At 60.6% G+C, this 24,408-nt stretch carries 23 protein-coding genes and 1 tRNA gene; 11 read left to right on the forward strand and 13 right to left on the reverse strand.

The genetic code is table 11. The features are described from left to right. Nucleotides 1–8: 8 nt before the first annotated feature. From trbE to BVH01_RS23160, 10 genes are all read left to right on the forward strand, one after another. Entirely contained in the window at nt 9–2,438 is a 2,430-nt protein-coding gene (trbE, locus tag BVH01_RS23115) for a conjugal transfer protein TrbE (protein WP_075932557.1), read from the forward strand. After that, a complete protein-coding gene (trbJ, locus tag BVH01_RS23120; protein WP_075932558.1) occupies nt 2,435–3,169 on the forward strand; it encodes a P-type conjugative transfer protein TrbJ in 735 nt (244 codons plus the stop codon). The genes trbE and trbJ overlap by 4 nt, the downstream gene beginning before the upstream one ends. Nucleotides 3,170–3,181: 12 nt before the next feature. Beyond that, entirely contained in the window at nt 3,182–3,367 is a 186-nt protein-coding gene (locus tag BVH01_RS23125; protein ID WP_075932559.1) for a hypothetical protein, read from the forward strand. After that, nucleotides 3,364–4,524 carry a P-type conjugative transfer protein TrbL gene (trbL, locus tag BVH01_RS23130; RefSeq protein ID WP_075932560.1) on the forward strand — a complete coding sequence of 387 codons (1,161 nt, stop codon included), beginning with the start codon at nt 3,364–3,366 and terminating at the stop codon, nt 4,522–4,524. The genes BVH01_RS23125 and trbL overlap by 4 nt, the downstream gene beginning before the upstream one ends. A gap of 12 nt (nt 4,525–4,536) precedes the next feature. After that, the gene (gene trbF / locus BVH01_RS23135) at nt 4,537–5,244 is read left to right on the forward strand and encodes a conjugal transfer protein TrbF (protein WP_075932561.1); all 708 of its coding nucleotides are present in this window, start codon (nt 4,537–4,539) and stop codon (nt 5,242–5,244) included. Beyond that, the gene (gene trbG, locus BVH01_RS23140; protein WP_075932562.1) at nt 5,241–6,227 is read left to right on the forward strand and encodes a P-type conjugative transfer protein TrbG; all 987 of its coding nucleotides are present in this window, start codon (nt 5,241–5,243) and stop codon (nt 6,225–6,227) included. Before trbF ends, trbG begins: the two co-directional genes overlap by 4 nt. A gap of 2 nt (nt 6,228–6,229) precedes the next feature. After that, a complete protein-coding gene (locus BVH01_RS23145) occupies nt 6,230–7,492 on the forward strand; it encodes a TrbI/VirB10 family protein (RefSeq protein WP_075932563.1) in 1,263 nt (420 codons plus the stop codon). Then, nucleotides 7,489–7,743, forward strand: a complete 255-nt coding sequence (locus tag BVH01_RS23150) for a DUF2274 domain-containing protein (RefSeq protein WP_075932564.1) — start codon at nt 7,489–7,491, stop codon at nt 7,741–7,743. The genes BVH01_RS23145 and BVH01_RS23150 overlap by 4 nt, the downstream gene beginning before the upstream one ends. Before the next feature lie 294 nt (nt 7,744–8,037). After that, nucleotides 8,038–8,334: a helix-turn-helix domain-containing protein gene (locus BVH01_RS23155; protein ID WP_017679281.1), complete on the forward strand. Its 297-nt coding sequence runs from the start codon at nt 8,038–8,040 to the stop codon at nt 8,332–8,334. Beyond that, complete coding sequence (locus tag BVH01_RS23160) at nt 8,331–9,569, forward strand: type II toxin-antitoxin system HipA family toxin (RefSeq protein WP_075932565.1); 1,239 nt, start codon at nt 8,331–8,333, stop codon at nt 9,567–9,569. The genes BVH01_RS23155 and BVH01_RS23160 overlap by 4 nt, the downstream gene beginning before the upstream one ends. A 355-nt stretch (nt 9,570–9,924) precedes the next feature. On the opposite strand, the gene BVH01_RS23170 is transcribed toward BVH01_RS23160, so the two are convergent. The 6 genes from BVH01_RS23170 to BVH01_RS24750 all read right to left on the reverse strand — a co-directional run bounded on the left by BVH01_RS23170 (nt 9,925) and on the right by BVH01_RS24750 (nt 18,095). Further along, nucleotides 9,925–12,840, reverse strand: coding sequence for a bpX6 domain-containing protein (locus BVH01_RS23170; RefSeq protein WP_075932567.1), 2,916 nt, complete (start codon nt 12,838–12,840; stop codon nt 9,925–9,927). Next, entirely contained in the window at nt 12,833–14,665 is a 1,833-nt protein-coding gene (locus tag BVH01_RS23175) for a hypothetical protein (RefSeq protein ID WP_075932568.1), read from the reverse strand. The genes BVH01_RS23170 and BVH01_RS23175 overlap by 8 nt, the downstream gene beginning before the upstream one ends. Next, complete coding sequence (locus BVH01_RS23180; protein ID WP_075932569.1) at nt 14,665–15,099, reverse strand: hypothetical protein; 435 nt, start codon at nt 15,097–15,099, stop codon at nt 14,665–14,667. Before BVH01_RS23180 ends, BVH01_RS23175 begins: the two co-directional genes overlap by 1 nt. After that, on the reverse strand, nt 15,096–16,217 hold the full coding sequence (locus BVH01_RS23185; protein WP_075932570.1) for an AAA family ATPase: 1,122 nt from the start codon (nt 16,215–16,217) through the stop codon (nt 15,096–15,098). Before BVH01_RS23185 ends, BVH01_RS23180 begins: the two co-directional genes overlap by 4 nt. Before the next feature lie 143 nt (nt 16,218–16,360). Next, complete coding sequence (locus tag BVH01_RS23190) at nt 16,361–17,566, reverse strand: hypothetical protein (RefSeq protein WP_256562824.1); 1,206 nt, start codon at nt 17,564–17,566, stop codon at nt 16,361–16,363. 292 nt (nt 17,567–17,858) lie between these two features. Then, nucleotides 17,859–18,095, reverse strand: coding sequence for a hypothetical protein (locus BVH01_RS24750; protein WP_075932572.1), 237 nt, complete (start codon nt 18,093–18,095; stop codon nt 17,859–17,861). Between the two features lie 35 nt (nt 18,096–18,130). Here BVH01_RS24750 and BVH01_RS23205 point away from each other — a divergent pair, with 35 nt between their 5' ends. Next, complete coding sequence (locus BVH01_RS23205) at nt 18,131–19,330, forward strand: tyrosine-type recombinase/integrase (protein WP_075932573.1); 1,200 nt, start codon at nt 18,131–18,133, stop codon at nt 19,328–19,330. Nucleotides 19,331–19,423: 93 nt separating this feature from the next. On the opposite strand, the gene BVH01_RS23210 is transcribed toward BVH01_RS23205, so the two are convergent. From BVH01_RS23210 to rpmI, 7 genes are all read right to left on the reverse strand, one after another. Then, a tRNA-Pro gene (locus BVH01_RS23210) sits at nt 19,424–19,500 on the reverse strand. 88 nt (nt 19,501–19,588) lie between these two features. Then, entirely contained in the window at nt 19,589–19,945 is a 357-nt protein-coding gene (locus BVH01_RS23215; RefSeq protein ID WP_013791840.1) for a MerR family transcriptional regulator, read from the reverse strand. Continuing rightward, on the reverse strand, nt 19,926–20,228 hold the full coding sequence (gene ihfA, locus BVH01_RS23220) for an integration host factor subunit alpha (protein ID WP_013791841.1): 303 nt from the start codon (nt 20,226–20,228) through the stop codon (nt 19,926–19,928). Before ihfA ends, BVH01_RS23215 begins: the two co-directional genes overlap by 20 nt. A gap of 3 nt (nt 20,229–20,231) precedes the next feature. Beyond that, on the reverse strand, nt 20,232–22,607 hold the full coding sequence (gene pheT / locus BVH01_RS23225) for a phenylalanine--tRNA ligase subunit beta (RefSeq protein ID WP_075932574.1): 2,376 nt from the start codon (nt 22,605–22,607) through the stop codon (nt 20,232–20,234). 45 nt (nt 22,608–22,652) lie between these two features. After that, nucleotides 22,653–23,669 carry a phenylalanine--tRNA ligase subunit alpha gene (pheS, locus tag BVH01_RS23230; RefSeq protein ID WP_013791843.1) on the reverse strand — a complete coding sequence of 339 codons (1,017 nt, stop codon included), beginning with the start codon at nt 23,667–23,669 and terminating at the stop codon, nt 22,653–22,655. A 129-nt stretch (nt 23,670–23,798) separates the two neighbouring features. Beyond that, nucleotides 23,799–24,155 (reverse strand): 50S ribosomal protein L20, encoded by a 357-nt coding sequence (gene rplT, locus BVH01_RS23235; RefSeq protein WP_013791844.1) that lies wholly within the window; start codon nt 24,153–24,155, stop codon nt 23,799–23,801. Nucleotides 24,156–24,182: 27 nt separating this feature from the next. After that, nucleotides 24,183–24,377 carry a 50S ribosomal protein L35 gene (gene rpmI / locus BVH01_RS23240; RefSeq protein WP_013791845.1) on the reverse strand — a complete coding sequence of 65 codons (195 nt, stop codon included), beginning with the start codon at nt 24,375–24,377 and terminating at the stop codon, nt 24,183–24,185. Nucleotides 24,378–24,408: the final 31 nt, after the last annotated feature.

Consider the following 24,408-nt stretch of genomic DNA (forward strand, 5'->3'; position numbering starts at 1 on the left):
AGGCCGCCATGCTGAACCTCACCGAATACCAGCGCCGCCCCGCCCAGCTTTCAGACTGGCTGCCCTGGGCCGGCCTCGTCGCCCCCGGCGTCGTGTTGAATAAGGACGGTTCACTCCAACGCAGCCTGCGCTTTCGCGGGCCAGACCTGGACAGCGCCACCCAAGGCGAGCTGGTGGCAACCTCGGCGCGCCTGAACAATGCCCTACGTCGCCTTGGCTCGGGCTGGGCGCTGTTTATCGAGGCCGAGCGCCTAGCGGCAGCCAACTACCCTGACAACGACTTTCCTGAACCCTTGTCCTGGCTGGTGGACGAGGAGCGCCGTGCCGCCTTCGAGGCGCACGGAAGCCACTTCGAGAGCAGTTATCACCTGACGCTGCTCTACCTGCCGCCGGAGGAATCGCGCTCGCGCGCCGCCGGCCTGCTCTACGAGCACCAGGCGCAGCGCGGCGTCGACTGGCGGGAACGACTGTCTGCTTTCGTCGCCGAGACGGATCGTTTCTTCGATCTGCTGGATGGGGTAATGCCAGAGCTCGCCTGGCTCGACGACAGCCAGACGCTGACTTACCTGCATACCACGGTTTCGACCCATCGCCAGCGGGTGGCAGTACCCGAGGTGCCCTTCCACCTAGATGCCCTGCTGGCAGACAGTCCCCTGACAACCGGCCTGGCGCCGCGTCTCGGTGAGCAGCATCTGCGCACGCTGTCAGTACGTGGCTTCCCCACTTCGACCTGGCCAGGCGTGCTGGACGACCTCAACCGTTTGGGCTTCGCCTATCGCTGGACGACCCGCTTTATCTGCCTGGAAAAGGACGAGGCCGAGAAGGAACTGGTGCGCCTGCGCCGGCAGTGGTTCGCGAAACGCAAGGGCGTCCTGGCACTACTGCGCGAAGCAATTTTCCAGCAGGAAAGCCCGCTGCTCGACAGCGATGCGGCGAACAAGGCCAGCGACGCCGACGCGGCGCTGCAGGAACTTGGCGCCGACCAGATCGCCTTCGGCTATGTAACGGCCACGGTGACGGTAAGCGATGCCGACGCCCAGGTCGCCGACGAGAAGCTGCGCCGGGTCGAGCGTGTGATCCAGGGCCGCGGTTTCGTCACCATCGCCGAGAGTCTCAACGCGGTGGAGGCCTGGTTATCGTCGATCCCCGGCAACGCCTACGCCAATGTCCGCCAACCGCTGATCTCCACGCTCAATCTGGCGCACCTGATGCCGGTCTCGGCAGTCTGGGCCGGCCCGGCAGGCAACGAACATCTGGATGGCCCGCCATTGGTGATCACCCGCACCGATGGGGCGACGCCGTTTCGCCTGGTCACCCACGTGGGCGATGTCGGACACACCCTGGTGGCCGGTCCTACCGGTATGGGTAAGTCGGTGCTGCTGGCGACCTTGGCCCTGCAGTTTCGCCGCTACCCAGGCTCGCGCCTGTTTCTCTTCGACATGGGGCGCTCGCTGCGCGCAACGGTGCTGGGCCTGGGTGGCGAGCACTACGACCTAGGCGGCGATGGTGACCTGGCCTTCCAGCCCCTGGCGCGCATCGACCAGCCGGGGTACCGCGCTTGGGCCGCCGAATGGCTGGAGGCGCGCCTGCTGCGGGAAGGCGTGGCCGTCGGTCCCGAGCAGAAGACTGCTCTGTGGACGGCGCTGGACAGCCTGGCCGGCGCGCCGGAGACGCAGCGCACACTGACCGGCTTGTCCGTGCTGCTGCAGGACAACGCCCTGCGCCAGGCTCTGCAGCCCTACGTGCTGGGCGGCGCGCATGGCGCATTGCTGGATGCCGACCAGGATCGTCTGGGCAACGCCGACGTGCAGTGTTTCGAGATGGAGGAACTCATGCACAGCAAGTCGGCGGTGGCTGCCGTGCTGAGCTACCTGTTCGCCCGTTTCGAGGAGCGCTTTGACGGCGCGCCGACACTGCTGATCCTCGACGAGGCCTGGCTGTTTCTCGACGATCCGCTATTCGCCGCGCGCATCCGCCAGTGGCTCAAGACCCTGCGCAAGAAGAACGTCAGCGTCATCTTCGCCACCCAGTCGCTGGCCGACATCAAGGACTCCAGCATCGCTGCGGCGATCATCGAGAGCTGCGCCAGCCGCATCTTGCTGCCCAACCCGCAGGCGGGCGAGCCGCAGATCCGCGGCACCTACCAAGGCTTCGGACTGAACGACCGGCAGATCGAGATCATCGCCCAGGCCACGCCCAAGCGTGATTACTACTACCAGTCGCGTCTGGGCAACCGCCTGTTCGACCTCGACCTGGGGCCAGTGACGCTGGCCTTCGCCGCCTCGGCCAGCCCGGCCGAGCAGCGCGAGATCGACCGCATTTTGCAGACGTCCGGCGCCGCCGATTTTGCCCCTGCCTGGTTGCATCACCGCGGCCTGGGCTGGGCCGCCGACCTGCTCACCGCTTATCCCTCGTCACGCAAGGAGTGCCTGCCATGAGATCCCCTGTTCACCGTTTCCCCTGCGCCACGCTGCTGGTACTGGGTCTGCTGGCCGTGAAGCCGGCCAGCGCTTTCACCGTGATCGATCCGACCAACTTGGTGCAGAACACCCTGACTGCAGTACGCACCCTGGAGATGGCGAACAACCAGGTACGCCAACTGCAGAACGAGACCCAGATGCTGCTGAACCAGGCCCGTCACCTACAGCGTCTGGACTACAACGTGGTGAGCCAGTTGCGCGCGAGCCTGGCTAATACCGAGCGACTGCTCGCCGAAGCCCGAGGACTGGCCTACGAAGTGCAACGCCTGGATCAGGAGTTCAGCCGACTCTACCCGAACGAGTACACCGGCGACGTCAGCAGCCAACGCCTGGCAGACGAAGCGCGGGAGCGCTGGCAGCAGGGCCTTGATGGGCTGCATACGGCGCTGCGCGTGCAGGCTCAGGTAACACAGAGCCTGGCCGAGGATGAAAGCGCCTTGGCCGCGCTGGTGCAGCAGAGCCAGTCGGCGGGTGGTGCCTTGCAGGCTGCTCAGGCCACCAACCAGTTGCTGGCCCTGCAGGCCAAGCAGTCGATTCAGGCGCAGCAATTGCAGATCACCCAGAACCGCGCCGTCGCGCTAGAGCTTGCCCGTCAGTCTGCAGCGGCCGAGGAGGCACGGGAACGGCGGCGGCGCTTTATGGGTAACGGCACGCCGTACACCCCCTACCCCGTGCAGTTCTACCGGTAGGGAGGCGTCCTCATGAGATTCCTGACACTGCTACCGCTGCTGGTGCTGGTCGCCTGCGGACAGGTCGACAACGGGGTCATGGCTCGGCAAGACGATGCGGCTGAACGCTTCTACTCGGGCTGTGCTCGGCCCGGCGAGTTTCTCCGGTCTACAGACTTGCCCGCGATCCCGCCAAGCTTCGACGAGGACGTGCAATGAACGACGTCAGCGTGATCGACCGTTTCCTCGAGGTGTTCGGGCTGTATATCGACACCGGCTTCGGGCTGCTCGGCGGTGAGGTGGCCTTTCTCACCATGACCCTGATAGTGATCGACATAACCCTGGCCGGGCTGTTCTGGGCCATGGGCGGTGAGGACGTCAGCGCCAAGCTGATCCGCAAGACTCTCTATGTAGGTACCTTCGCCTTCATCATCGGCAACTTCAATGCCCTGGCCAAGATCGTCTTCAACTCCTTCGCTGGGTTGGGTCTGCTGGCCTCAGGTTCCGGGTTGAGTCATGCGGAGTTTCTGCAGCCAGGGCGATTGGCCGCGATTGGGGTTGATGCCGGAGGGCCGCTGCTCGAGCAGATCAGCAGCCTCAGCGGCTTTCCCGAAGCCTTCAGCAACCTGCACAGCATTCTGGTGCTGTTTCTCGCCTGGCTGGTGGCGATCGTCAGCTTCTTCTTTCTGGCCATTCAGCTGTTCGTGACCTTGGTCGAGTTCAAGCTCACAACCCTCGCCGGCTTCGTGCTGGTGCCCTTCGCACTGTGGAACAAGACCGCTTTTCTCGCCGAGAAGGTGCTGGGCAACGTGGTCGCGTCCGGCATCAAGGTGCTGGTGCTGGCGGTGATCGTCGGCATTGGCAGCGGGCTCTTCGCCGAATTCCAGGCTATGCCGGACGAGCCCTCCATTGACCATGCGCTGGTGGTCATGCTCGCCTCGCTGGCCCTGCTGGGCCTGGGCATTTTCGGGCCGGGCATTGCCACCGGGCTGGTCTCCGGCGCGCCGCAACTGGGTGCTGGTACAGCAGCCGGTACTGCGCTAGGCGCGGCAGGTATGGCAGCGGGTGCTGCTGCAGTCACCACAGGTGTCGGCGGCTCGGTATTGGCCGGCGCACGCATGGCACCCGGTGCAGCACGCTTGGCCATGGGCAGCGCTCGCTCTCTGGCAGGGGCCTCTTCCGGCGCTGCAGCAGATGGCGCCCCCGCAGCTTCCGATCCTGCAACTGCTCCAGCCAAACAGCCCGACTGGGCCAGGCGCCTGCAGCGCAGGCAACAACTCTCACAGGCCACCAGCACGGTCGCCCACACCCTGCGTGGTGGCGATGGCGGTGGTTCATCAACTGGGCCGCAGATCCGCGACCCATCGAATTCGTAAAGGAGGACGAAGATGCGATTCACACGTCCACGGGTGCGCTACAGCGACACTCCTCAACCTGCCACCCCTTACCAGGCCGCGGCACAGGCCTGGGACCTGCGCATGGGCAGCAGCCGGGCGCAGGCACGCAACTGGCGACTGATGGCCTTCGGTTGCCTGGGCCTGGCGCTGCTGATGGCTGGCGGACTGGTCTGGCGTTCGGCGCAGTCGACGGTGACGCCCTACGTGGTGGAGGTAGACAACCTCGGTCAGGTACGCGCTGTCGGCGAAGCCGCCAGTCCTTACCAGCCCCAGGATGCGCAAATCGCCCACCACCTGGCGCGCTTTATCGAGCAGGTGCGCTCGCTATCTATCGATCCGGTGGTGGTGCGACAGAACTGGCTGGAGGCCTATCACTCCACCACCGACCGAGGCGCCGCCACCCTCAACGATTATGCCCGCGCCAACGATCCCTTCACCCGGGTCGGCAAGGAGTCGGTATCGGTGGAAGTCACCAGCGTGGTGCGTGCCAGCGACAGCTCGTTCCAGGTGCGCTGGGTCGAACGTCGTTTCGTGAATGGTTCGGGCGCCGGCCTGGAGCGCTGGACCGCGGTGATCTCACTGGTGCTGCAGCCTCCACGTACCGAGGAAAAGCTGCGCCGCAACCCGCTCGGCATCTACGTAAACGGCCTGTCCTGGAGCCGTGAACTGGACACTACGGAAGGAGCCAAGAAACCATGAAAACCTCCATTAACCTCTCAATCTGCCCTCTGCTGCTGAGCATGCTGGCCGGCTGCGCCAGCCAGCAGCCGCCAGTGATCGAACTGGATGAACCGGTAGAAGCACAGCGCCTGCCGGAGCCGCCCAAGCCCATCGAGGTAGTGGAAGTACCCAAGCCCCTGGCCCTGCCCGCACAGCTCAAGCCACTGCCGGAAACTCACCCCAGCAAGCCGGCCAAGGAACCAGCCGATGAGCGAGTGCGGGTCTCGCGCGCCAATCGCGAGGCTCGGGTCGCGCCGAGCCACGAGGGCTATATTAACGCCATCCAGGTCTGGCCCTACTCCGATGGCGCGCTGTATCAGGTGTACGCCAGCCCAGGACGGGTGACCGCAATCAACCTGCAGCCCGGCGAGGAACTTGTCACCGTAGCCGCTGGCGACACCGTGCGCTGGATCGTCGGTGACACCACCAGCGGCAGCGGCGATGAGCTGCGCACCAGCGTGCTGATCAAACCGACGCGGGTCGACCTCAAGACCAACTTGGTGATCACCACCACGCGCCGCACCTACCTGATCGAGCTGGCTTCCACCGAGCACGCCTGGATGGCTTCGGTGTCCTGGGACTATCCGAAGGATCGCATACTCGCCCTGCAACGCAGTGCCAGTGCCGCTCAGGCCGCGGCGCCAGTGGACGAAGGCTTGGTCTTGGAGCAGTTGCGCTTTCGCTATGCGATCAGCGGCAGCAATCCACCCTGGAGGCCGCTGCGCGCCTTCGACGACGGACGCAAGGTGTATATCCAGTTCCCGGCAGGCATCGCCCAGAGTGAGTTGCCGCCGCTGTTCGTAATTGGCCTCGAAGGCGACGGGCAGCTGGTCAACTATCGCTTTCGCTCGCCCTACTACATCGTCGACCGTCTATTCGGCGCAGCCGAGCTGCGCCTGGGCGCCGACAAGGGTGACGTGGTGCGGATCGAGCGCACCGATGGCGTGGCACGGAGGCCCTGAGCATGACGGCCAAAGACGACAAACAAACCGCGGCAACCTCGCTACCGCACAAGGAAGCGCCGGAGTCGCTGGAGCTGCGCGCCAAGCCGCGTCCGGTCACCCGACTCAATCCGCGCATGCTGGCGGTAGTGGTGGGCGGTCTATCGGCTGCGGTACTCGGAGCCATGCTGTGGTCGCTGCAGCCTCAGCAGCGCCGCCAGGGCGCCGACCCGAACGAGTTATACAACGTCGACCGCGTGGCACGCTCCGAGGGGCTGGAACAGTTGCCGGCAGACTACTCGCAACTGCCGCCACCACCTGCGCCCGAAGTACCGCAACTGGGGCCGCCGCTGCCCGGCGATCTGGGCGGGCCAATCCTCAGGGCGGAGCAGCAGGCGCAAGGTTATGGACATGGGCCAGATGCCGCCGAAGCAGAGCGCCTGGCCCTGCTCAAGGAAGCTGAGGAAGCAGCGCAGTCCTCGGTGTTTTTCCAGACCAGCAGCGCGCGGAAATCGAACGTCGCATCTGTTAGTGGCGCTCAACTCGATTCCCCGGCTCTGGGTATGGCTTCGTCAGGCGCAGTAGCCGCCGCAGGAACACCAACGCAGCAGGAGCGGAACGAGGCGTTTCTCAGTAGATCCGTAAACGCACAAATCCGTAATTCCGGATTGCTGCAGATGCCTGAGTCGCCTTACCAGGTGATGGCCGGCACCGTCATCGCGGCGGCGCTGGTCACCGGCATCAAGTCGGATCTACCCGGCGATGTGATCGCCACTGTGACCGAACCGGTTTACGACAGCGCCACCGGCCAGCATGTGTTGATCCCCCAAGGCGCCCGCCTGCTGGGCCGCTACAACAGCCAGGTGAGCTACGGACAAAGCCGCGTGCAGGTGGTGTGGCAACGGGTGATCTTGCCGGACACCTCGTCCTTCCAACTCGACAACCTGGTCGGAACCGATGCGGCCGGCTATGCCGGTCTCGAGGATGGCGTCGACTGGCACTGGGATCGGATCGTCGCCGGCGCCGCCATGACCAGCCTGCTGGGTATTGGTGCCGAGTTGTCCGCACCGGCCAGTCGCACCGACGGCGACCGCATCATCATCGCCGGGCGCGACAGCCTGCAGGACACAGTGAATCAGGTCGGCCAGGAGGTCACCCGCCGCAACCTCGACATCCAGCCCACGCTGACCCAGCGCCCTGGGCTGCCCCTGCGCGTGATCGTCAACCGCGATCTGGTGCTGCGTCCCTATCAGCCTTTCTCCACTCAACAGAGGAACCCGCAATGAGCATGACCAAGCTGCGCCTCGGCCCACTGCCGAGAACCGAGAACCTGAAGCTGACCTTCACCTGCCCGGCCAGCCTGAAGGCCGACCTCGAGCGCTACGCGGCACTGCATTCGCATACCTATGGCGAAGAGGTCGACGCCCTGACGCTCGTCCCGCACATGCTGGAAGCTTTTATGGCGAGGGATCGGGTGTTCAAAAGAACTAACAAGCCTGCACAATCTGTTGCGCCACAAACCACCGATCCACGCTGAATAGCGGAAAGTGGATTTTCTTATGCACCCAACTGAATTGATAAAAATCCTCAAGATCGTGAGGTTTTTGATGCTATCGACGGTCCACCGCCATTAATCCTCACGATATGCGGATTGATGACTGGAACAGACTTATGACAGCACAGTCCGCTTGAGCATTGAAGGCCAGGGCGTGCGGTCTCTCCACCCCGGACCAATCTAGGTCAGGCAAAAATCAATGGGCCATATTTGAACCAATAAAAGTGATAATGGCCTATAATGGACCTAAAATGAACCATTATACGAGGCTTATCCTTGGCCCTAACCCATTCTCTGCTCGCTCCAGGCGAACTGGCCCAGAAGATCGGCGCCAACGCTCGAGAAGCGCGACTCGCACAGAACCTCTCCCGCAAATCCTTGGCGAAGATGGCGGGTGTTTCAGAATCGACCATCAAGCGATTCGAGTCCACTGGGCAGATCACCCTTGATGCTCTTGTGCTCATCGCTACAGCACTTGGTGCAACACGCCAAATCGCTGAACTGTTCAAGCATGAGCGGCCTGTCTCGCTTGAAGAAATCAAACAAACAGGACGTACCCGGGGGCGCCAATGAAATCCATCAACGCCGTAGAGGTATTGCTCGCCGGCACACCGGTCGGGGAGCTGGTCGCCAGCCGACAGGGAATCTACTTTGCCTATCACCCACAGTGGGTGGCGCAAGGCTTCAACCTGTCGCCCCTGAACATGGACTTTACAACCCAACCCCAGAAAGCTGCTGATCCAGTCCTTTTCGCAGGCCTACCAGGCGCGCTTGCCGACTCCCTTCCGGACGGATGGGGCATGCTCCTAATGGATCGTTATTTCCTTGCCAGTCATGGCATAGACCGTAGACACATTTCCCCGCTCGATCGGCTGGCTTACATGGCGGACAGGGGCATGGGTGCACTGGAATATCGCCCGGTGCTTGAGCACGCCACCGGTGAAGATGATATTGATCTGGCCCAGCTCTATCAGGAGTCCCAGGCGGTCTACGAAGGAGAAACCTCGTCCATTCTTGATGCTCTGCGCCTCGCTGGTGGCTCCCCTGCCGGCGCTCGCCCCAAGGTCGTCGTTGCACTGTCCCCAGACAGAAAACAATGCAATACATCTTTCCAGCAGCTCCCAGCCGGCTACCAACACTGGCTAGTGAAATTCCGATCACCAACCGAACATCGTGATACCGGCACCATCGAATATGCCTACGCGCTCTTGGCAGAACGCGCTGGAGTGAAGATGGCTGCGAGCGACTTGCTCACAGTCAGCTCTGCAAACGGCACCGAGCGATTCTTTGCTGCCCAACGTTTCGACCGACACGGCAATAGCAAACTCCACATGATGACTGCCAGCGGTATTCTCTATGCAGATCACCGCGTGCCCTCACTGGACTATTCAGATCTCTTGAAAACAACCCACGCGGTCACCAACCATGCAGCGGAGGTAGAGCGCATGGCAAGACTCATGGTTTTTAATGCGCTGACCCACAACCATGATGATCACGCCAAGAACTTCGCATTCCTGCACGACCAAGGACGGTGGACGTTAGCTCCGGCCTATGACCTGACCTATGCCCCTGTCCAGGGTTTCGCGGACGAGCACACTACCTCTTTCAACGGCTCCGGACTGGCAACTCGTAAAAACCTCAAACAAGTCTGCTCTGCTTTCCGCTATCTGGATCCGGATCTTTACATCGAGCAGACCCTTGATGTGCTCTCTGGGTGGTCTTCACTATGCAATGAACTTGAGATCGATCCCAATCAGCAGAGAATAATTCAGCGGGCATTCAACGAAATCCGCAAGCGCCTCGACTGATGCAGGCATCGGTCGACGTCACGGACGTTGAATACATACCAAGGGGCAGGCACATACCTCCGGGTCGACAGGTTTATAAAATCCAGAAAATGCTCACCATCAGTGAGCATTTTCCGCATTTCGTAAACCAGACAACATCAGTCTCAGCGCTCTCGAGGCCTCTTCAACTCCAGCAATCCCTGTGTCACATCCAACTCACCAACAAGATCACGCGCTTGAGTATGAAGATCAGGACATGCCGACGCGCCCACCTGACCAATCTAGCCCAAGAAAATTAATGGATCATATTTGAGCCAATAGATAAACAAGAGCTAGTCAAGAACGATACGGTCGCTGATTACCGCAACGGAGTCAGTTAGTTAAGGGAAAGATTGCGCTGACTCGCATCATCAACGTTGATATGGCTCAGTCGGCCCTGGTGGTCGAATAGCAACCAGTCAGCGCCCAGACAGCGCACTTGCACACCGTGCAGCGGCCATTGCAGCGTGGCGCAGAGGCGGTCACTGCTGTTATGGATGAAATGCCAGCGGGTGTCTTGGTCAGCAACGACATAGCCGATCAACAGCCAGTGTTCGAACAGAAACAGACGCAGCGGATCGTCATCGGCAAACCCTTCGACGCAACCCGGCAAATGATAGCCCTTGCGATTGCCACGCTGTTCCAGCACAAGAATTGGATCGTCCTGCCCCTCGGACTTGATCCAGAACTCAGTGACTTCGCTGGATGCACTAAACAGCTGGTAGCCGTCCTCACGAATCCTCGCGGGGATAGGCTCGCGGCTTAGCAGTCGGCGATCGGGTAGGCGATAGTGCCATAGCTGGCTGCCCTGCTCAGGATCTACCAACCACAGAAACTCTCCATGTGCATTGTCATGCATGCTCACGATTCGGCCAGGTAAGTCACTGACATGCCACAGGTTTTCAAACCCGCGATCGACGTCCACTACCCGCAACTGATGGCCGCGGCCGATGGTCCAAGCCGAGCCATCGAATGACTTGGCGAATACGTCGAGCATCTGCACGCCTAGACCCGTCGCGGTACGGTTGACCATATCCAATTTGCTGATACGCCAGACGTCGCCGCGGCGGGCCAGAACCAGCGCCATCTGCCGGCTGTGGGCCAAGACGATGGCCTGCGCAGGTACCGGGAAATGAAATAGCGTCTTGCCAACTGCATCGATCACCAACGCCCCGGCCTCCCCCAGCGCCAGCAAGTAACGTGAATCGTCCAGCGGCACTGCATCGAGAATGGCCCGACTCCCCATCACCGGCGCGGTCAATTCGAGAGTCGAGTCGACGCTGCGCAGAGACAAGTCAGAAGGACGTGCCAACGCCTTAGCAGGCAGATCAGCTTGCAATAGTTTGTCCTTGCTCATCTTGACCAGCGTCTGTAGCTGACTCTGGGTTAACCGCCCACGACCGCAGGCCTGATCGGCAATGATGGCGTGTATTGTGGCGCGGGTAAGCCATGCCAGGGCTTCCGTCTGATTCTTGTGCAGCAGCAAGGTTTCGGCCAGGACAGCACGCTCGGTAAAGCGCTGGGGATCATCACGTAGTTGCTCGACCCAAACTCCGTAGGCCACCAAGGTATCGGGCAACAGTATCGCTCGTTTGACTAACGCACCAACGGCCAGACGTCCGCCGGCGGCTTCGGCATTGAGCAACCATTGGGCGGCCCGCTCACGCTCGGCCGGCAGGCTCCAGATTACATCCACGGCTTGCAGCCAAAGGCCCTTGCCGGTCAAGGACTCAGCCCACTCCAGGCGCAGACGGTCGGCGCTCTCGGGCCACCTGTCCTGCAGCATCACCACCGCATCGGCAAAGGCATCGTCACGACGTGCCACCAGCAACGCGCGCTGCCAGTTGTCGGCCAGACACAACAGACGCACGATCACTGCTGCCGGCATATCCCACGCCAGAGCAAGGTCGGCCGCTTGCTGGTGACGTCCGTGTTTTTCCAAGTAATCGAGGGATTCCTGGCGCACCTTGAGCAGCTCAGCAAGAACGAACACCGCTTCTTCGATACGCCCCTCACGATCCAGACGTTCAAAGGTGTGGCGGTAGATTTGTCTCAGGTGCGACTCCAGATCTTGCTCGAACATCATGGAGCGAGTAGGCCCGGTGTGCTGATTGACCACCAACTCCTGACGCCGCTGTGGCGTACCGAACTCTTGCTCGCCGACACTCTGCCCACTGCCCAAGGGGATGGCATGGCGCAGTGCTTCTTCTAGATCCCCGTTCTCGAACATCTCCAGCATGCGGCGCATATACGCGGCTTGGCGCCTGCCATACAGCGCGGAAAGGCGTGAATGCAGGGTCAGGCGGGTCAACCAACGACGCCACGCAGCGGACTTGTGCTGTACGGGCTTGGCACGCGATGCAAGCGGTGGCTGTACCGAAGGTTGCGACGCCTTGCCTTGCACAGGTGTACGCCTCAGTAACTTGCGCACGCCAATCAGCAAAAGAGTGAACAGTAGCGCGCTGATCAGTGTTCCCATCAGCAAGCCGCCTATTTCGGTCCATACAGTTGTCACCGGGCTTGCCGACGCCTTGTAGAGATCCTGTTTATTGTCGTGCCCCCCTATCCAGAACACGGCCGCCACCACTACAAAACACACACTGAGCTTCAACCAGGTACTTGTAGGCTTTTCGGTACTCGTCCAGCCGCTGTCCGCTGGCGCGCTCGTGCTGGCTTTAGGGGATAGTTTTTTTGGAGTATTGCGCTGGCGCTCAAGCAGCGCTTGCATCACCGCCTCTCTCTCAGGGCTAACTGGCCCCAACCCGCCGCCAAGGATTTCTCGTACATCGGTTGACACCACGAGCGGCTCCAGCACCGGATCCGGTAGAGTACTGCGACAGTCATAGGTATCCAGCAAGGTGTAACCACTAACGTCGATCCAATGCCCCGGCGCAAGCGGCATGGCGTCGCGCAACTGCAAGGCACAGACGTGGCTGCCGCGTACGAGCCAGAGATCACCGACGGGCAAGCTGCGCATCTCCTCCGGATCAAGCAGTGCGGAACATAAGGCCCGGCCCTGACGTACCAGCGGCCACCCGACTAGTGTTTCGCATTGAACCGAAACCGGTTGGCAGAAACGCACCAAATCGCCTTCGGCAAAACGGTAGACGCTGGCGCCGCTTTGCCACTGATCAATAATCAAGCGCACACGTTCGAATTCATCAAAACGCTCGAAGGAAAACCACAACCCTTCGATCTGTTGATGACCGGTAAGGATCGGACGGCGAATCAATACCTCGTCGGACTCAAGCATCAGCACCGTCCTTGTGCTTTTCCGGTACCTGGTTACAGAACACTTGCAGGCGCATGCTATCCAAGCGAACTGAGTACACCAGCAGCTCACGGGCGCTGGTCAAAGCGGCGACAAGGCCACTCATGGGGCAGAAGCTAACCTTGGCAATGGCACTGGAAGTCGTGAATAAGACTCGCTGCTGCCCGCCGCAGTACAGGGCGATGGTTTGCTGATTGGGGCTAAGCAGTATCAAGGAATAGTGCTCATCACCCTCTTGCAGCAGCAAACCCAAACCCTTCCAGCCCTTGGCTAGGTCGATGCGTTCCATCTGTTCTATGTGACTGGCAGCCGAAATTATCCGCCAGCTTTCGCTGCCATTATCAACCGAGAGCAGCGCACAACCACCAAAAGACCGGCGCCAGAGCGAACTGGCGGCAAACAGCACTTGGCTAACGCCTTCAGCGACACCAACTACGTGTGGCGCAGATACGGCCCCATCGGCATTGATCGAATGGGCGTACAAGCGGCCACCATCATTGCGCACATAGGCCATTGTTTCGCTGTCGACCTTGGCCATACCCAGAACCCCACTGGCCAGACGATGGGTTTTCCCAGGCTGCGGCTGGGCAGGAGCTCCTCGAGTTTTTGCCGTCCAATAGGCCAAATGGCCCAAGGTATCCAACATGAACAGGCGACAGGACGAGCGGCTGCGTAACCAAGCCACAGGTAACAATGTGGCGGTGCCGGGCGGTAACTGTAACTCTTCGCGACTGGGCTTATAGACGGGTATGAGGCCAGGCATATTCCAGAACGACAGATGCTGCTCGTCACTCAACACCGCGCCGGGGTTGCGATTCAGGAAGGTTACGGTCAGAGGCACCCGCCCGGCGCTCCAGAGGCTGCGGCGGATTTCCAAAGGCTTTTTCTGATTTTGGGCTGGCAGCTTGATCACCACCATGCCAGCCTGATCAAGCATTTTCATTGCCACATGGGTGCCAGCACTGGAAATCACAGGTGGCAATGTCACGGCGACACGCGGCACACTATTTTTAAACGATGGCGCAACCACCACCTGGCCATCAAACTGACCTTTGAGCAACTGCAAGGCCAAACGCTCGTCAGGCATCGGCAGCGACACACGCCGGGTAGTCGCCGCGTGCATTTCAAAGGACAGGCTTCGACCGTCAAGGCTGCGGTGCAGATGAACCCGGTGGGTGCAGGACCGGCTGTCGGTGTCGGGCAAACGCTGACCCACCATCCAACATTCCCCCGCATCCTGTTGCTGTTCGGCCAACCAGGCACGCCAGGCATGCCAGTGTTCGTCGCCCACCAATTGCCAGGTGCGGGCGTTAAGCAAGCGCTTGAGTTGCTCCGTGCTATCGAACTCATAGAGCCGAGGCGCGTCTTGCAAAATGCCCCAGCGCAACTCAGCGCCGGCCTCCAGAGCGCGCCGCGCGAGCAAGATCAGCAAAGCGAGGTGAACAAGCCGCGCCGCACCCAATTGCAAGGGACCGGCATCAAACAACACGACAATCAGCCGGTTGGCCTGGTGCGCGCGGTGCTGCGGAGCAAGGAACATATGCTCACCCACCGCCGCCCGGCGCAGGAATTCGTCGGGCAACTCGTCGGCCAGCAGCCATTCGCTGGACAACAGCCGCTCATAGGGACCACGGCGCTGCAGGTCACCCAAGCCATCGGGCTCGGGCACGCCACCCTGATGCTGTCCGCGCAATGGCCCCAACACCAGATTGAGCCGACCCAGCAGGTCGACGAACAGCGGCAATTGCTCGGGCGCAAACCATTCCAACCATTGACGCCACGGGTGCAGGGCTTCAGGTAACTGCATCAAATTCCTGCCCAATAAGCATGGATTTTCTGCAAATGCTGCGGGGTCACCGGAAGTTGTCGATCCAGGGGAATCACTACCGATGGCTCGCGCCACAGCAACAGTGGGGAGCGTGTGAAACGCGCCGACAGCGCCTGGCCAAGCAGATCGGCCGGCACCTCAGGCTCCCAACTAGTAGGCAACCATAGCTCTGGCGCACGTTGATCCGCTGCCGCATATTCCACACCGTCGACCCAGGGTAGATCGCTGGCAACACCCGATACCACTATCACGTCGCGGTTGGCCGTAGCTTGTAAGCGTCCTGCCTGCTCGATTGGAATCAGCAACAACCTTGCATGCAGGCGTCGTGCGGTATCTCCCCAGGCCACGGCAGCCTGGGGTTCGGCAGGCGCCAGGCGAGGTCGCCAGGTCCAGCCCATTACCAAAACACTCATGTCGAGGGCTTCAAAAGGCCGGCCATTTGCCCTCGTAGTTCCTGCAACCGCGCGGGCATGGTTTCGCTATTGAAGTTGGCATCGATCTCTCGTAGCAGGCCTTCAAGCAACGAATTGGCTGGCGGTTCGCTACTCGCCAGGTATTCCTCAGCCGTTTCCAGCAGACGATTGAGCCGTGACATCGGTTGTAAGGTCGCCTCCTCCACAGCGCTGAACAAATGGCTATTACTGGACTGCGCGAAGATTTCGCGCAGAACTTCGCGGCCATGCTGCTGGGCTTCCTTGGTTGGTAATACGTATAACAGCGGCCACAGATCAGCGTCAGTGGCTTCAAGACGCCCGCCGAGCAAAGCCGCAGCAGCGATCAACCGTTGGGATTTGACGATGCGTCGATCCGACAATTGGATGCCGGCTTCACGCAGACGTCGGATGGCCTGGGCCAGGGAAGGGCGAACCAGAGTAAGGTCGACCTGCTTCAACGCCTGACTGAGGGTGTCCAGTTGACTCAAACCAAGCAGTTGCTGAACCGGCCGCTGCTCGGATTGCCACCCCCCAGCTAACATCGCCTCCAGCTGATTATCCGGTACTGACTCGACAAATAGATGCAATAGAAAGCGATCACCGAATGCCGCTAGGGCCTCGTCGTCCGGCAGGCTATTTGCTGCGCCGACACAGACCCGCAGCGGGCACTGGATCTGAGTATGGCCTCGACGAAAACGTCGCTCGTTGAGGACCCCCAGCAGCGTATTGAGGATTGCTGTAGATCCCAGGAAGACCTCATCGAGAAACACAATATCGGCTTCGGGCAGCATGCCGCTGACGTCAGTTTCCACCGTGCCTTCGCGCAGCTTTTTTAGGTCTACCGCACCGAACAGTTCCGATGGCTCGGTAAAACGGCCCAACAGGTATTCGAAATAGCGCCCACCCATGGATTGCGCAACCCGACGCACCACAGCGCTTTTTGCGGTGCCCGGCGGGCCGATCACCAAGATGTGTTCTTGGGCAACGGCGGATAGAACAATCAGCTCAGCCAGTTGTTCACGCCCGACCAAGCCTTCGGTAGCGACACGAACAGCTTGGCGAATATGCGCGGCAGCACTTTGCAATGAAGCAATCATGAGATCTTCCCTGAAGCTGGAACCGGGAATTCTGCCTGAGTGCGAGGTTCTGTAACAGGTTAAGCGAAGACATTAGCAGCGACTTTTCAGTCGCCTCAATGCACGACTGACGGTGGGTAATGCAAATCTGGAAAGAACCAAGCTCAGCGCTCTTGAGGCCCCTTCCACTCCAGCAACGCCTTGAGCGCATCCAGCTCACCAACAAGCTCACGTGCCTGGGCGAGCTTGTCCATAGCAATGCATCGCTCGGTTTCGGACAGATTCGATACGGAGCTCTCCGCATCACTGAAAAAGGCCTGGATCCGCTTTATGTCATCCCAATGCTTGATGGCACTCAATAAATCAGTTTTCGCCTGCTCCTTTGCCTCATGCTCGAGTCGAATCCGCTCTCTCTCCTCACGCCGGCGAATCTGCTCCATCCCCTCCTGCTGCCGAATTCTGGCCTGCTCCTCGGCCTCCTCTACCAATCGGGCAATTACAGGCGCGGCGTCCGTGAGCTGCTGGACGATCTCATCCAGTTGGCCACGGAGCGAGCTTTGCTTAGCCTCCTTCCAACTCTGAGACCAATCAGTCCACGGATATGGCGAGAACGCTCTTATACATAGGCGGCCGGTCGCAAAGTCCATGCGCGTCGACCAGTTCCAGGTTGAGCTTAAGCGGCGCATTTGCTGCGACGGTATCTTGGAGGTGGGGACGTACTTGCCATCGATGTAGCGGGCCTCCAGCTCCTCAGTCATCTCAAACAACGTCAGCCCAATGGCAACCGTCCCGACGAAGACCACTGTGGGCTTGGAGGGTGACCACAACGCCGGATGCCGGTGCCTTGGTTTCTTGGGTGGGTGTTCATGTTCATCAAACGAGGCCCGAGCATAGATTCGGTCACTTGGTGCAAACATCACGCGATGGCCGGCAGCCTCCAGCTTGAGAAACAGCTGATTCGCCAGCTTTAGGGCAGGCTCAAGCTGAGGCTTGGTCACAACGACATCCACCAGGCGCTGTCTCCCGGGCTTGAGGAACCCTTGATCGATGACGCGTCCCTGCTCAAAGACCTCATACGCCCCCACGACAACAGGATGCTGCCTTAATCGCGATATACGGAGCTGCTCGGGTTTGATTTTGCGCGGTACAGGTGCCTTCGGCACAGGTCGAGAAACAGCACCAAGAGCATGTCCCCTGCGCCAAACCTGCAGATCACCAGGTCCAGCCTCAGGCAGGGGTGGCTGAGGACTGGGCACTCCATTCTCCAGCTTTACCCAGTGCCCACGCGGCGGCCGCGGAACATCCATGCGGGTGCACACGCGCGCCAAGAAGCTGGAGGAAACACGGTGGTGATCCGCGATCTTGGTCATGGGAAACCGCCACACCTCTGCGTACATATCCTCACGACTGACTGGGCCACCAGGACTGGAACTAGGTTGCTGGGATACCTCTTCGGAAGACACGCATAAATCCTTAAGCCTGATATCACCGTACCAGCCAGCGACAGGCAATACGCCACGATCCATCAGGTCAAACCGAGCCAAAACGATTCTTGTACCAAACCCTCCGCAGCCCCCTCCACCACGTTGTTCGCCCAGCGAGCAGCGGACAGCATCTGCAGCACGGATCAGGGCCGATAAGGAGGCGACATTCATGCCCGCATCATCTGAACAGATAGCCGCACGCTTGATCACCTGCCCACCCCGAATCCTGCGAGCCAGTGCGGCCCCCGCCTACCTCGGCATGTGCCGCACAGAATTCAACAAAACCGTCCGGCCTTACGTGCGGGAATTCCGCATTGGAGTGCAAGGCATCGGCTTTGATCGCAAAGAGTTGGATGCCTGGGCAGACGCCTACATCGACCGGGCCATCATTGAAAAGGAAGGTGCCAAGGGACATGATCACTCCCGCAGCGAGCGCCAAGGAGAAAAACCATGGCGCGAAAAACCATTAGCGGCCTCTACAAAAGGAACGGGATCTGGCACATCGACAAGGTCTTCAGAGGTCAGCGAATTCAGGAAAGCACTGGATCAAGCGATAGGAAGGAGGCAGAGCAATACCTGATACACAAGCTGGAAAAGCTCCGGGAACAGAAGATTTATGGCGTCCGCACGATCAGAACCTGGCGGGAAGCCGCTACGCGTTACCTGATCGAGTACAAGGATCAGCCGTCGATAGGCCTCACGGCCATCTATCTGGAGCAGTTGGATCCGTATATTGGCGACCAGCCTCTGACTCATGTCGACGATGAGACCCTGGCTCCCTACATAAGGGATCGACTCAAGAGCAGCAGAACCAGCGATGGCAAGTTGAAGCCTGGCGTTTCACACCGCACGGTGAACATCGCCCTGGAGCGCGTCATACGCATTCTGAACCTGTGCGCCCGAAAATGGCGTGATGAGCAGAAGCGTCCCTGGCTCGACGTAGTACCGATGATCACCAAGCTGGAAGAGAAGAAAACCAGACGCATGCCCTACCCGATGTCCTGGGAAGAGCAGTCGATTCTCTTCGCCGAACTGCCTGATCATTTGCGCCGCATGGCCCTGTACAAGGTCAACAGCGGCTCACGCGAACAGGAGGTTGTGAAGCTTCGCTGGGATTGGGAGATACCGATTCCTGAGCTCAACACCAGCGTATTTCTTATACCGGCGGATTTTGGTGGCCGGCATGAGAGCTCCGGGGTCAAGAACGGCGACGAGCGCCTCGTTGTACTCAACAACGTAGCCAAGTCGGTCATCGAGGGACAGCGTGGGCTTGATCCGGTTTGGGTATTTCCTTACGGACAACCCGATCAAAACGGCAAGGCCACTCCCGTTCACCGGATGAACGATTCGGCATGGAAGAAAGCCAGGGTCAGAGCAGCGAAGAAGTTCCAGGAGTGTTTTATGCGCCCTGCCCCAGCTGGATTTGCTTCGATCCGCGTTCACGATCTGAAGCACACCTTCGGCCGAAGACTTCGGGCAGCTGGGGTAACGGAGGAAGACAGGAAGGCTCTGCTGGGGCACAAGAACGGTAGCATCACCAGTCACTACTCAGCCGCCGAGCTGGGCAAACTGATCGATGAAGCCAACAGGATTTCGGCCACCGACTCGCGCGGTCCGGCCCTGACAATTTTGAGGAGAATGGCAGGATGAAAAAAGTCCCGCAAAAGTCCCTACGCTTCTACGTGTGAAGCGCCCATAAAAAAATCCAGCCACCGCTAAGTGACTGGATTTTCTAGGGTATTTTGGTCGGGACGGAGTGATTCGAACACTCGACCCCTTGCACCCCATGCAAGTGCGCTACCGGGCTGCGCTACGCCCCGACGGGTGTTGCTGGTGCCTTTGGCGTTAGCCGAAAGCGGGAGAGACTATAAACTAAGCATCTGAATTGTGGAAGGTTTTTCTACAAATTCATTTGCGCAGGACGTGGAGTACATCCTCCAGCTCGGCGATCATCTGCTTGATGAGTTGCTTGTACTGGGTAGTGTCGTCCTTGGCTTCTTCGCCGGTCAGGCGCAGGCGTGCGCCACCGATGGTGAAGCCCTGGTCGTACAGCAAGGCGCGGATCTGGCGGATCATCAACACGTCCTGGCGCTGGTAATACCGACGGTTGCCGCGACGCTTGACCGGGTTGAGCTGTGGAAACTCCTGCTCCCAGTAACGAAGCACGTGCGGTTTGACCGCACAGAGTTCACTGACCTCGCCGATGGTGAAGTACCGCTTGCCGGGTATGACAGGCAGTTCGTCGTTATGACTTGGTTCCAGCATAGGCTTCAACCCTGGCTTTGAGCTTCTGGCCGGGGCGGAAGGTCACGACACGGCGGGCCGTGATCGGGATCTCCTCCCCTGTTTTTGGATTACGACCGGGGCGCTGACGCTTATCGCGCAGATCGAAGTTACCGAAGCCTGAGAGCTTCACCTGCTCATTGAGTTCCAGTGCCTGGCGGATTTCTTCGAAGAAGAGCTCCACCAGTTCCTTGGCTTCTCGCTTGTTCAGGCCCAGCTCATCGTACAGACGTTCGGCCATCTCAGCTTTCGTCAGTGCCCCCATACGCTAGTTCCTTAACGTGGCGTTGAACCTTTGTTCCAGGGAGGTGAGGATGTTTTGCGTGGCGGTGCTCACCTCATCGTCATTTAGAGTGCGCGATGGATGCTGCCAGGTCAAGCCGACCGCTAGGCTTTTTCTAAGCGGATCAATACCTTTACCCTGATAAACATCAAACAACCTGAGGTCGGTGAGCCACTCGCCGGCCTGCTCGCGAATGTCGGCCAGCAGGTTCTGGGCCGGCACGTCACGGTCGACCAGCAACGCCAGGTCGCGACGCACTTCGGGGAAGCGCGACAGCTCCTTGAACGCCGGCATGCGGCCTGCGGTGATTTCGCTCAGCAGCAGCTCGAACAGGAACAGCGGCTGATCCAGGCCGAGGGTCTTGGCCAGTTCCGGGTGGATGGCACCCAGGTAACCGACCAGGCGCCCCTCGCGCTCGATGCGGGCGGTCTGGCCCGGGTGCAGGGCACTGTGCTCGCCCGGCACGAAGGCGAAGCTGGCGGCGTCGCCTGCGGCGGCCAGCAGCGCTTCCACGTCGGCCTTGGCGTCGAAGAAGTCGACGCTGTCACGGCCATGGGCCCAGCTTTCCGGCAGGCGACTGCCGGTGATCACGCCGGCGAGCATCGGCTCCTGCTTGAGCTCGTCCAGCTGGCCGACGAAGCGCAGGCCGCTTTCGAACAGGCGCACCCGCGACTGCTGGCGGTTGAGGTTGTGCTCCACCGCCTTGACCAGGCCCGGCCACAGCGAGGCGCGCATGGCGGCCATGTCGGCGGAGATCGGGTTGGCCAGGGTCAGCGGCTTGACGCCCGGGCTGAACAGCTCGAACAGCTTGGGATCGATGAAGCTGTAGGTGATCGCTTCCTGGTAACCACGGGCCACCAGCAGGCGGCGCAGCACCGGCAGGTCGGCGACGGCCTCGGCCTTGGTCTGCGGCGCCAGGCGCGCTTGCGGGTAACGCACCGGCAGGCGGTTGTAGCCGTAGAGGCGGGCCAGCTCTTCGATCAGGTCGACTTCCAGGCTGATGTCGAAGCGGTGGCTCGGCACCTTGACCTGCCACTGCCCTGCTCCGCCTTCGACGCTGAGGCCCAGGGCACCCAGCAGCTTGACGATCAGTTCGTCGTCGAGCTTGAGGCCGAGCATCTGCTCGACGCGCTCGGCACGCAGGCTGATCGGCGCAACGTTCGGCAGTTGTGCCGGGTCGACCGCTTCGATGATCGGGCCGGCTTCGCCGCCAACGATCTCCAGCAGCAGCGCGGTGGCGCGCTCCATGGCTTCGCGGGCCAGTTGCGAGTCCACGCCACGCTCGAAGCGGTGCGAGGAGTCGGTGTGCAGGCCATAGGAACGGGCCTTGCCGGCCACGGCGATGGTGTCGAAAAAGGCGCTTTCCAGGAACAGATCACGGGTGGTGTCACTGACGCCACTGTGCTCGCCGCCCATAACGCCGGCGATGGCCAGGGCGCGCTGGTGGTCGGCGATTACCAGGGTGTCGGCACGCAGGGTGACTTCCTGGCCGTCGAGCAGCACCAGCTTCTCGCCCTCTTCGGCCATGCGCACGCGAATGCCGCCCTGGATCACGTTCAGGTCGAAGGCGTGCATCGGCTGGCCGAGTTCGAGCATCACGTAGTTGGTGACGTCGACGGCGGCATCGATGCTGCGTACATCGGCGCGGCGCAGGCGCTCGACCATCCAGCGCGGGGTCGGCTTGGACAGGTCGACGTTGCGCACCACGCGGCCCAGGTAACGCGGGCAGGCTTGCGGAGCCAGCACGTCGACCGGGCGCACTTCATCGTGGGCCGGGGCGACCGCAGCGATTTGCGGGCGGGTGACCGGGGCGTCGTACAGCGCGCCGACTTCACGGGCCAGGCCGGCCAGGGACAGGCAGTCACCGCGGTTGGGGGTCAGGTCGACCTCGATGCTGACGTCGTTGAGTTCGAAGTACTCGCGGATGTCTTGGCCTACCGGCGCATCGGCCGGCAGTTCCAGCAGGCCGTCGTTGTCTTCGCTGATCTGCAGCTCGGAGGCCGAGCAGAGCATGCCGTTGGACTCGACGCCGCGCAGCTTGGCCTTCTTGATCTTGAAGTCGCCGGGCAGCTCGGCGCCGATGGTGGCGAACGGGATCTTCAAGCCGGGGCGCACGTTAGGCGCGCCACACACCACCTGGAAGGTTTCGCTGCCGTTGCTGACCTGGCACACGCGAAGCTTGTCGGCATCGGGGTGCTGCTCGGTGCTCAGCACTTCACCGACGATCACGCCGCTGAAGGCACCGGCCACGGGGCTGACGCTGTCGACTTCCAGGCCGGCCATGGACAGGCGCGCGACCAGTTCGTCACGGCTAGCCTGGGGGCTCACCCAGCTGCGCAGCCACTGTTCACTGAATTTCATGTTGTCTGTTCTCCTGATCGAATTCGATTACGAAACTGCTGGGGGCTAGCGAAATTGCGCCAGGAACCGCAGGTCGTTATCGAAGAACAGCCGTAGATCGTTGACGCCGTAGCGCAGCATGGCCAGGCGCTCGACGCCCATGCCAAAGGCGAAGCCGGAGTATTTTTCCGGGTCGATGCCGCTCATGCGCAGCACGTTGGGGTGCACCATGCCGCAGCCCATCACTTCCAGCCAGCCGGTCTGCTTGCACACGCGGCAGCCTTTGCCGCTGCACATCACGCACTGCATGTCGACTTCGGCCGAAGGCTCGGTGAACGGGAAGAAGGAAGGACGGAAACGCACGCCCAAGGGCTTCTCGAAGAACACGCGGAGGAATTCCTCGATGGTGCCCTTGAGGTCGGCGAAGCTCACGCCTTCGTCCACGAACAGGCCTTCGACCTGGTGGAACATTGGCGAGTGGGTGATATCGGAATCGCAACGGTACACGCGACCCGGGCAGACGATACGGATCGGCGGCTGCTGGGCTTCCATGGTGCGTACCTGTACCGGCGAGGTATGGGTGCGCAGCAGCATGTTGGCGTTGAAATAGAAGGTGTCGTGCATGGCACGCGCCGGGTGGTGGCCCGGAATGTTGAGCGCCTCGAAGTTGTGGTAGTCGTTCTCCACTTCGGGGCCTTCGGCGATGCCGTAACCAATGCGGGTAAAGAACTGCTCTACGCGCTCCAGGGTACGGGTAACCGGATGCAAGCCACCGGAAGCCTGGCCGCGGCCCGGCAGGGTGACATCGATACGTTCGGCAGCGAGCTTGGCACTCAGGGCCGCCGACTCGAGAATCTCTTTACGGCTGTTGAGGGCGTCCTGGACGCGCTCCTTGGCCGAGTTGATCAGCGCGCCCGCCTTGGGGCGTTCTTCGGCAGACAGGTTGCCCAGAGTCTTCATGACCTGGGTCAGCTCGCCTTTCTTGCCCAGATAGTGAACCCGCAGTTGTTCCAGGGCGTTCACATCGTCGGTGTGACTGACAGCCTCGAGCGCTTGCGAGACCAGCACATCCAGATTTTCCATTTACAGACTCCAGATACGAAACAGGGGAAGAGCTTGAAGGCTCTTCCCCTGTCGATGACGTTTAGAGTCGACCTGCGGGTTACGCCTGTCGCCTCTAGTGCACCGGGAAACCCGGTGATTGTCGGGGACTTAAGCCAGTACGGCTTTCGCTTTCTCGACAATCGCAGCAAACGCCGCTTTTTCGTTCACTGCCAGATCAGCCAGAACCTTGCGGTCGATTTCGATCGACGCTTTTTTCAGGCCAGCGATCAGACGGCTGTAGGACAGACCGTTGATGCGAGCACCAGCGTTGATACGAGCGATCCACAGAGCGCGGAACTGACGCTTCTTCTGGCGACGGTCACGGTAGGCGTATTGACCCGCCTTGATGACAGCCTGCTTGGCAACACGGAATACACGCGAACGTGCGCCGTAGTAGCCTTTAGCCAGTTTCAGGATTTTTTTGTGACGAGCACGAGCGATAACGCCACGCTTAACACGAGCCATGAGTAATTTCCTCTATCTTGACCGAGATTAACGAACGCGCAGCATGCGCTCGACTTTTGCCTTGTCCGACGGATGCATCAGTTCGCTACCGCGAAGTTGACGCTTACGCTTGGTGGACATCTTGGTCAGGATGTGGCTCTTGAAAGCATGCTTGTGCTTGAAGCCCGCAGCCGTTTTGAGAAAGCGCTTGGCAGCGCCGCTCTTGGTTTTCATCTTTGGCATGTTCGTAACTCCGCATTCAGTTGATATAGAT

Origin of the sequence: Pseudomonas sp. PA1(2017), assembly GCF_001945375.1 — a bacterium.
Classification (GTDB): domain Bacteria; phylum Pseudomonadota; class Gammaproteobacteria; order Pseudomonadales; family Pseudomonadaceae; genus Aquipseudomonas.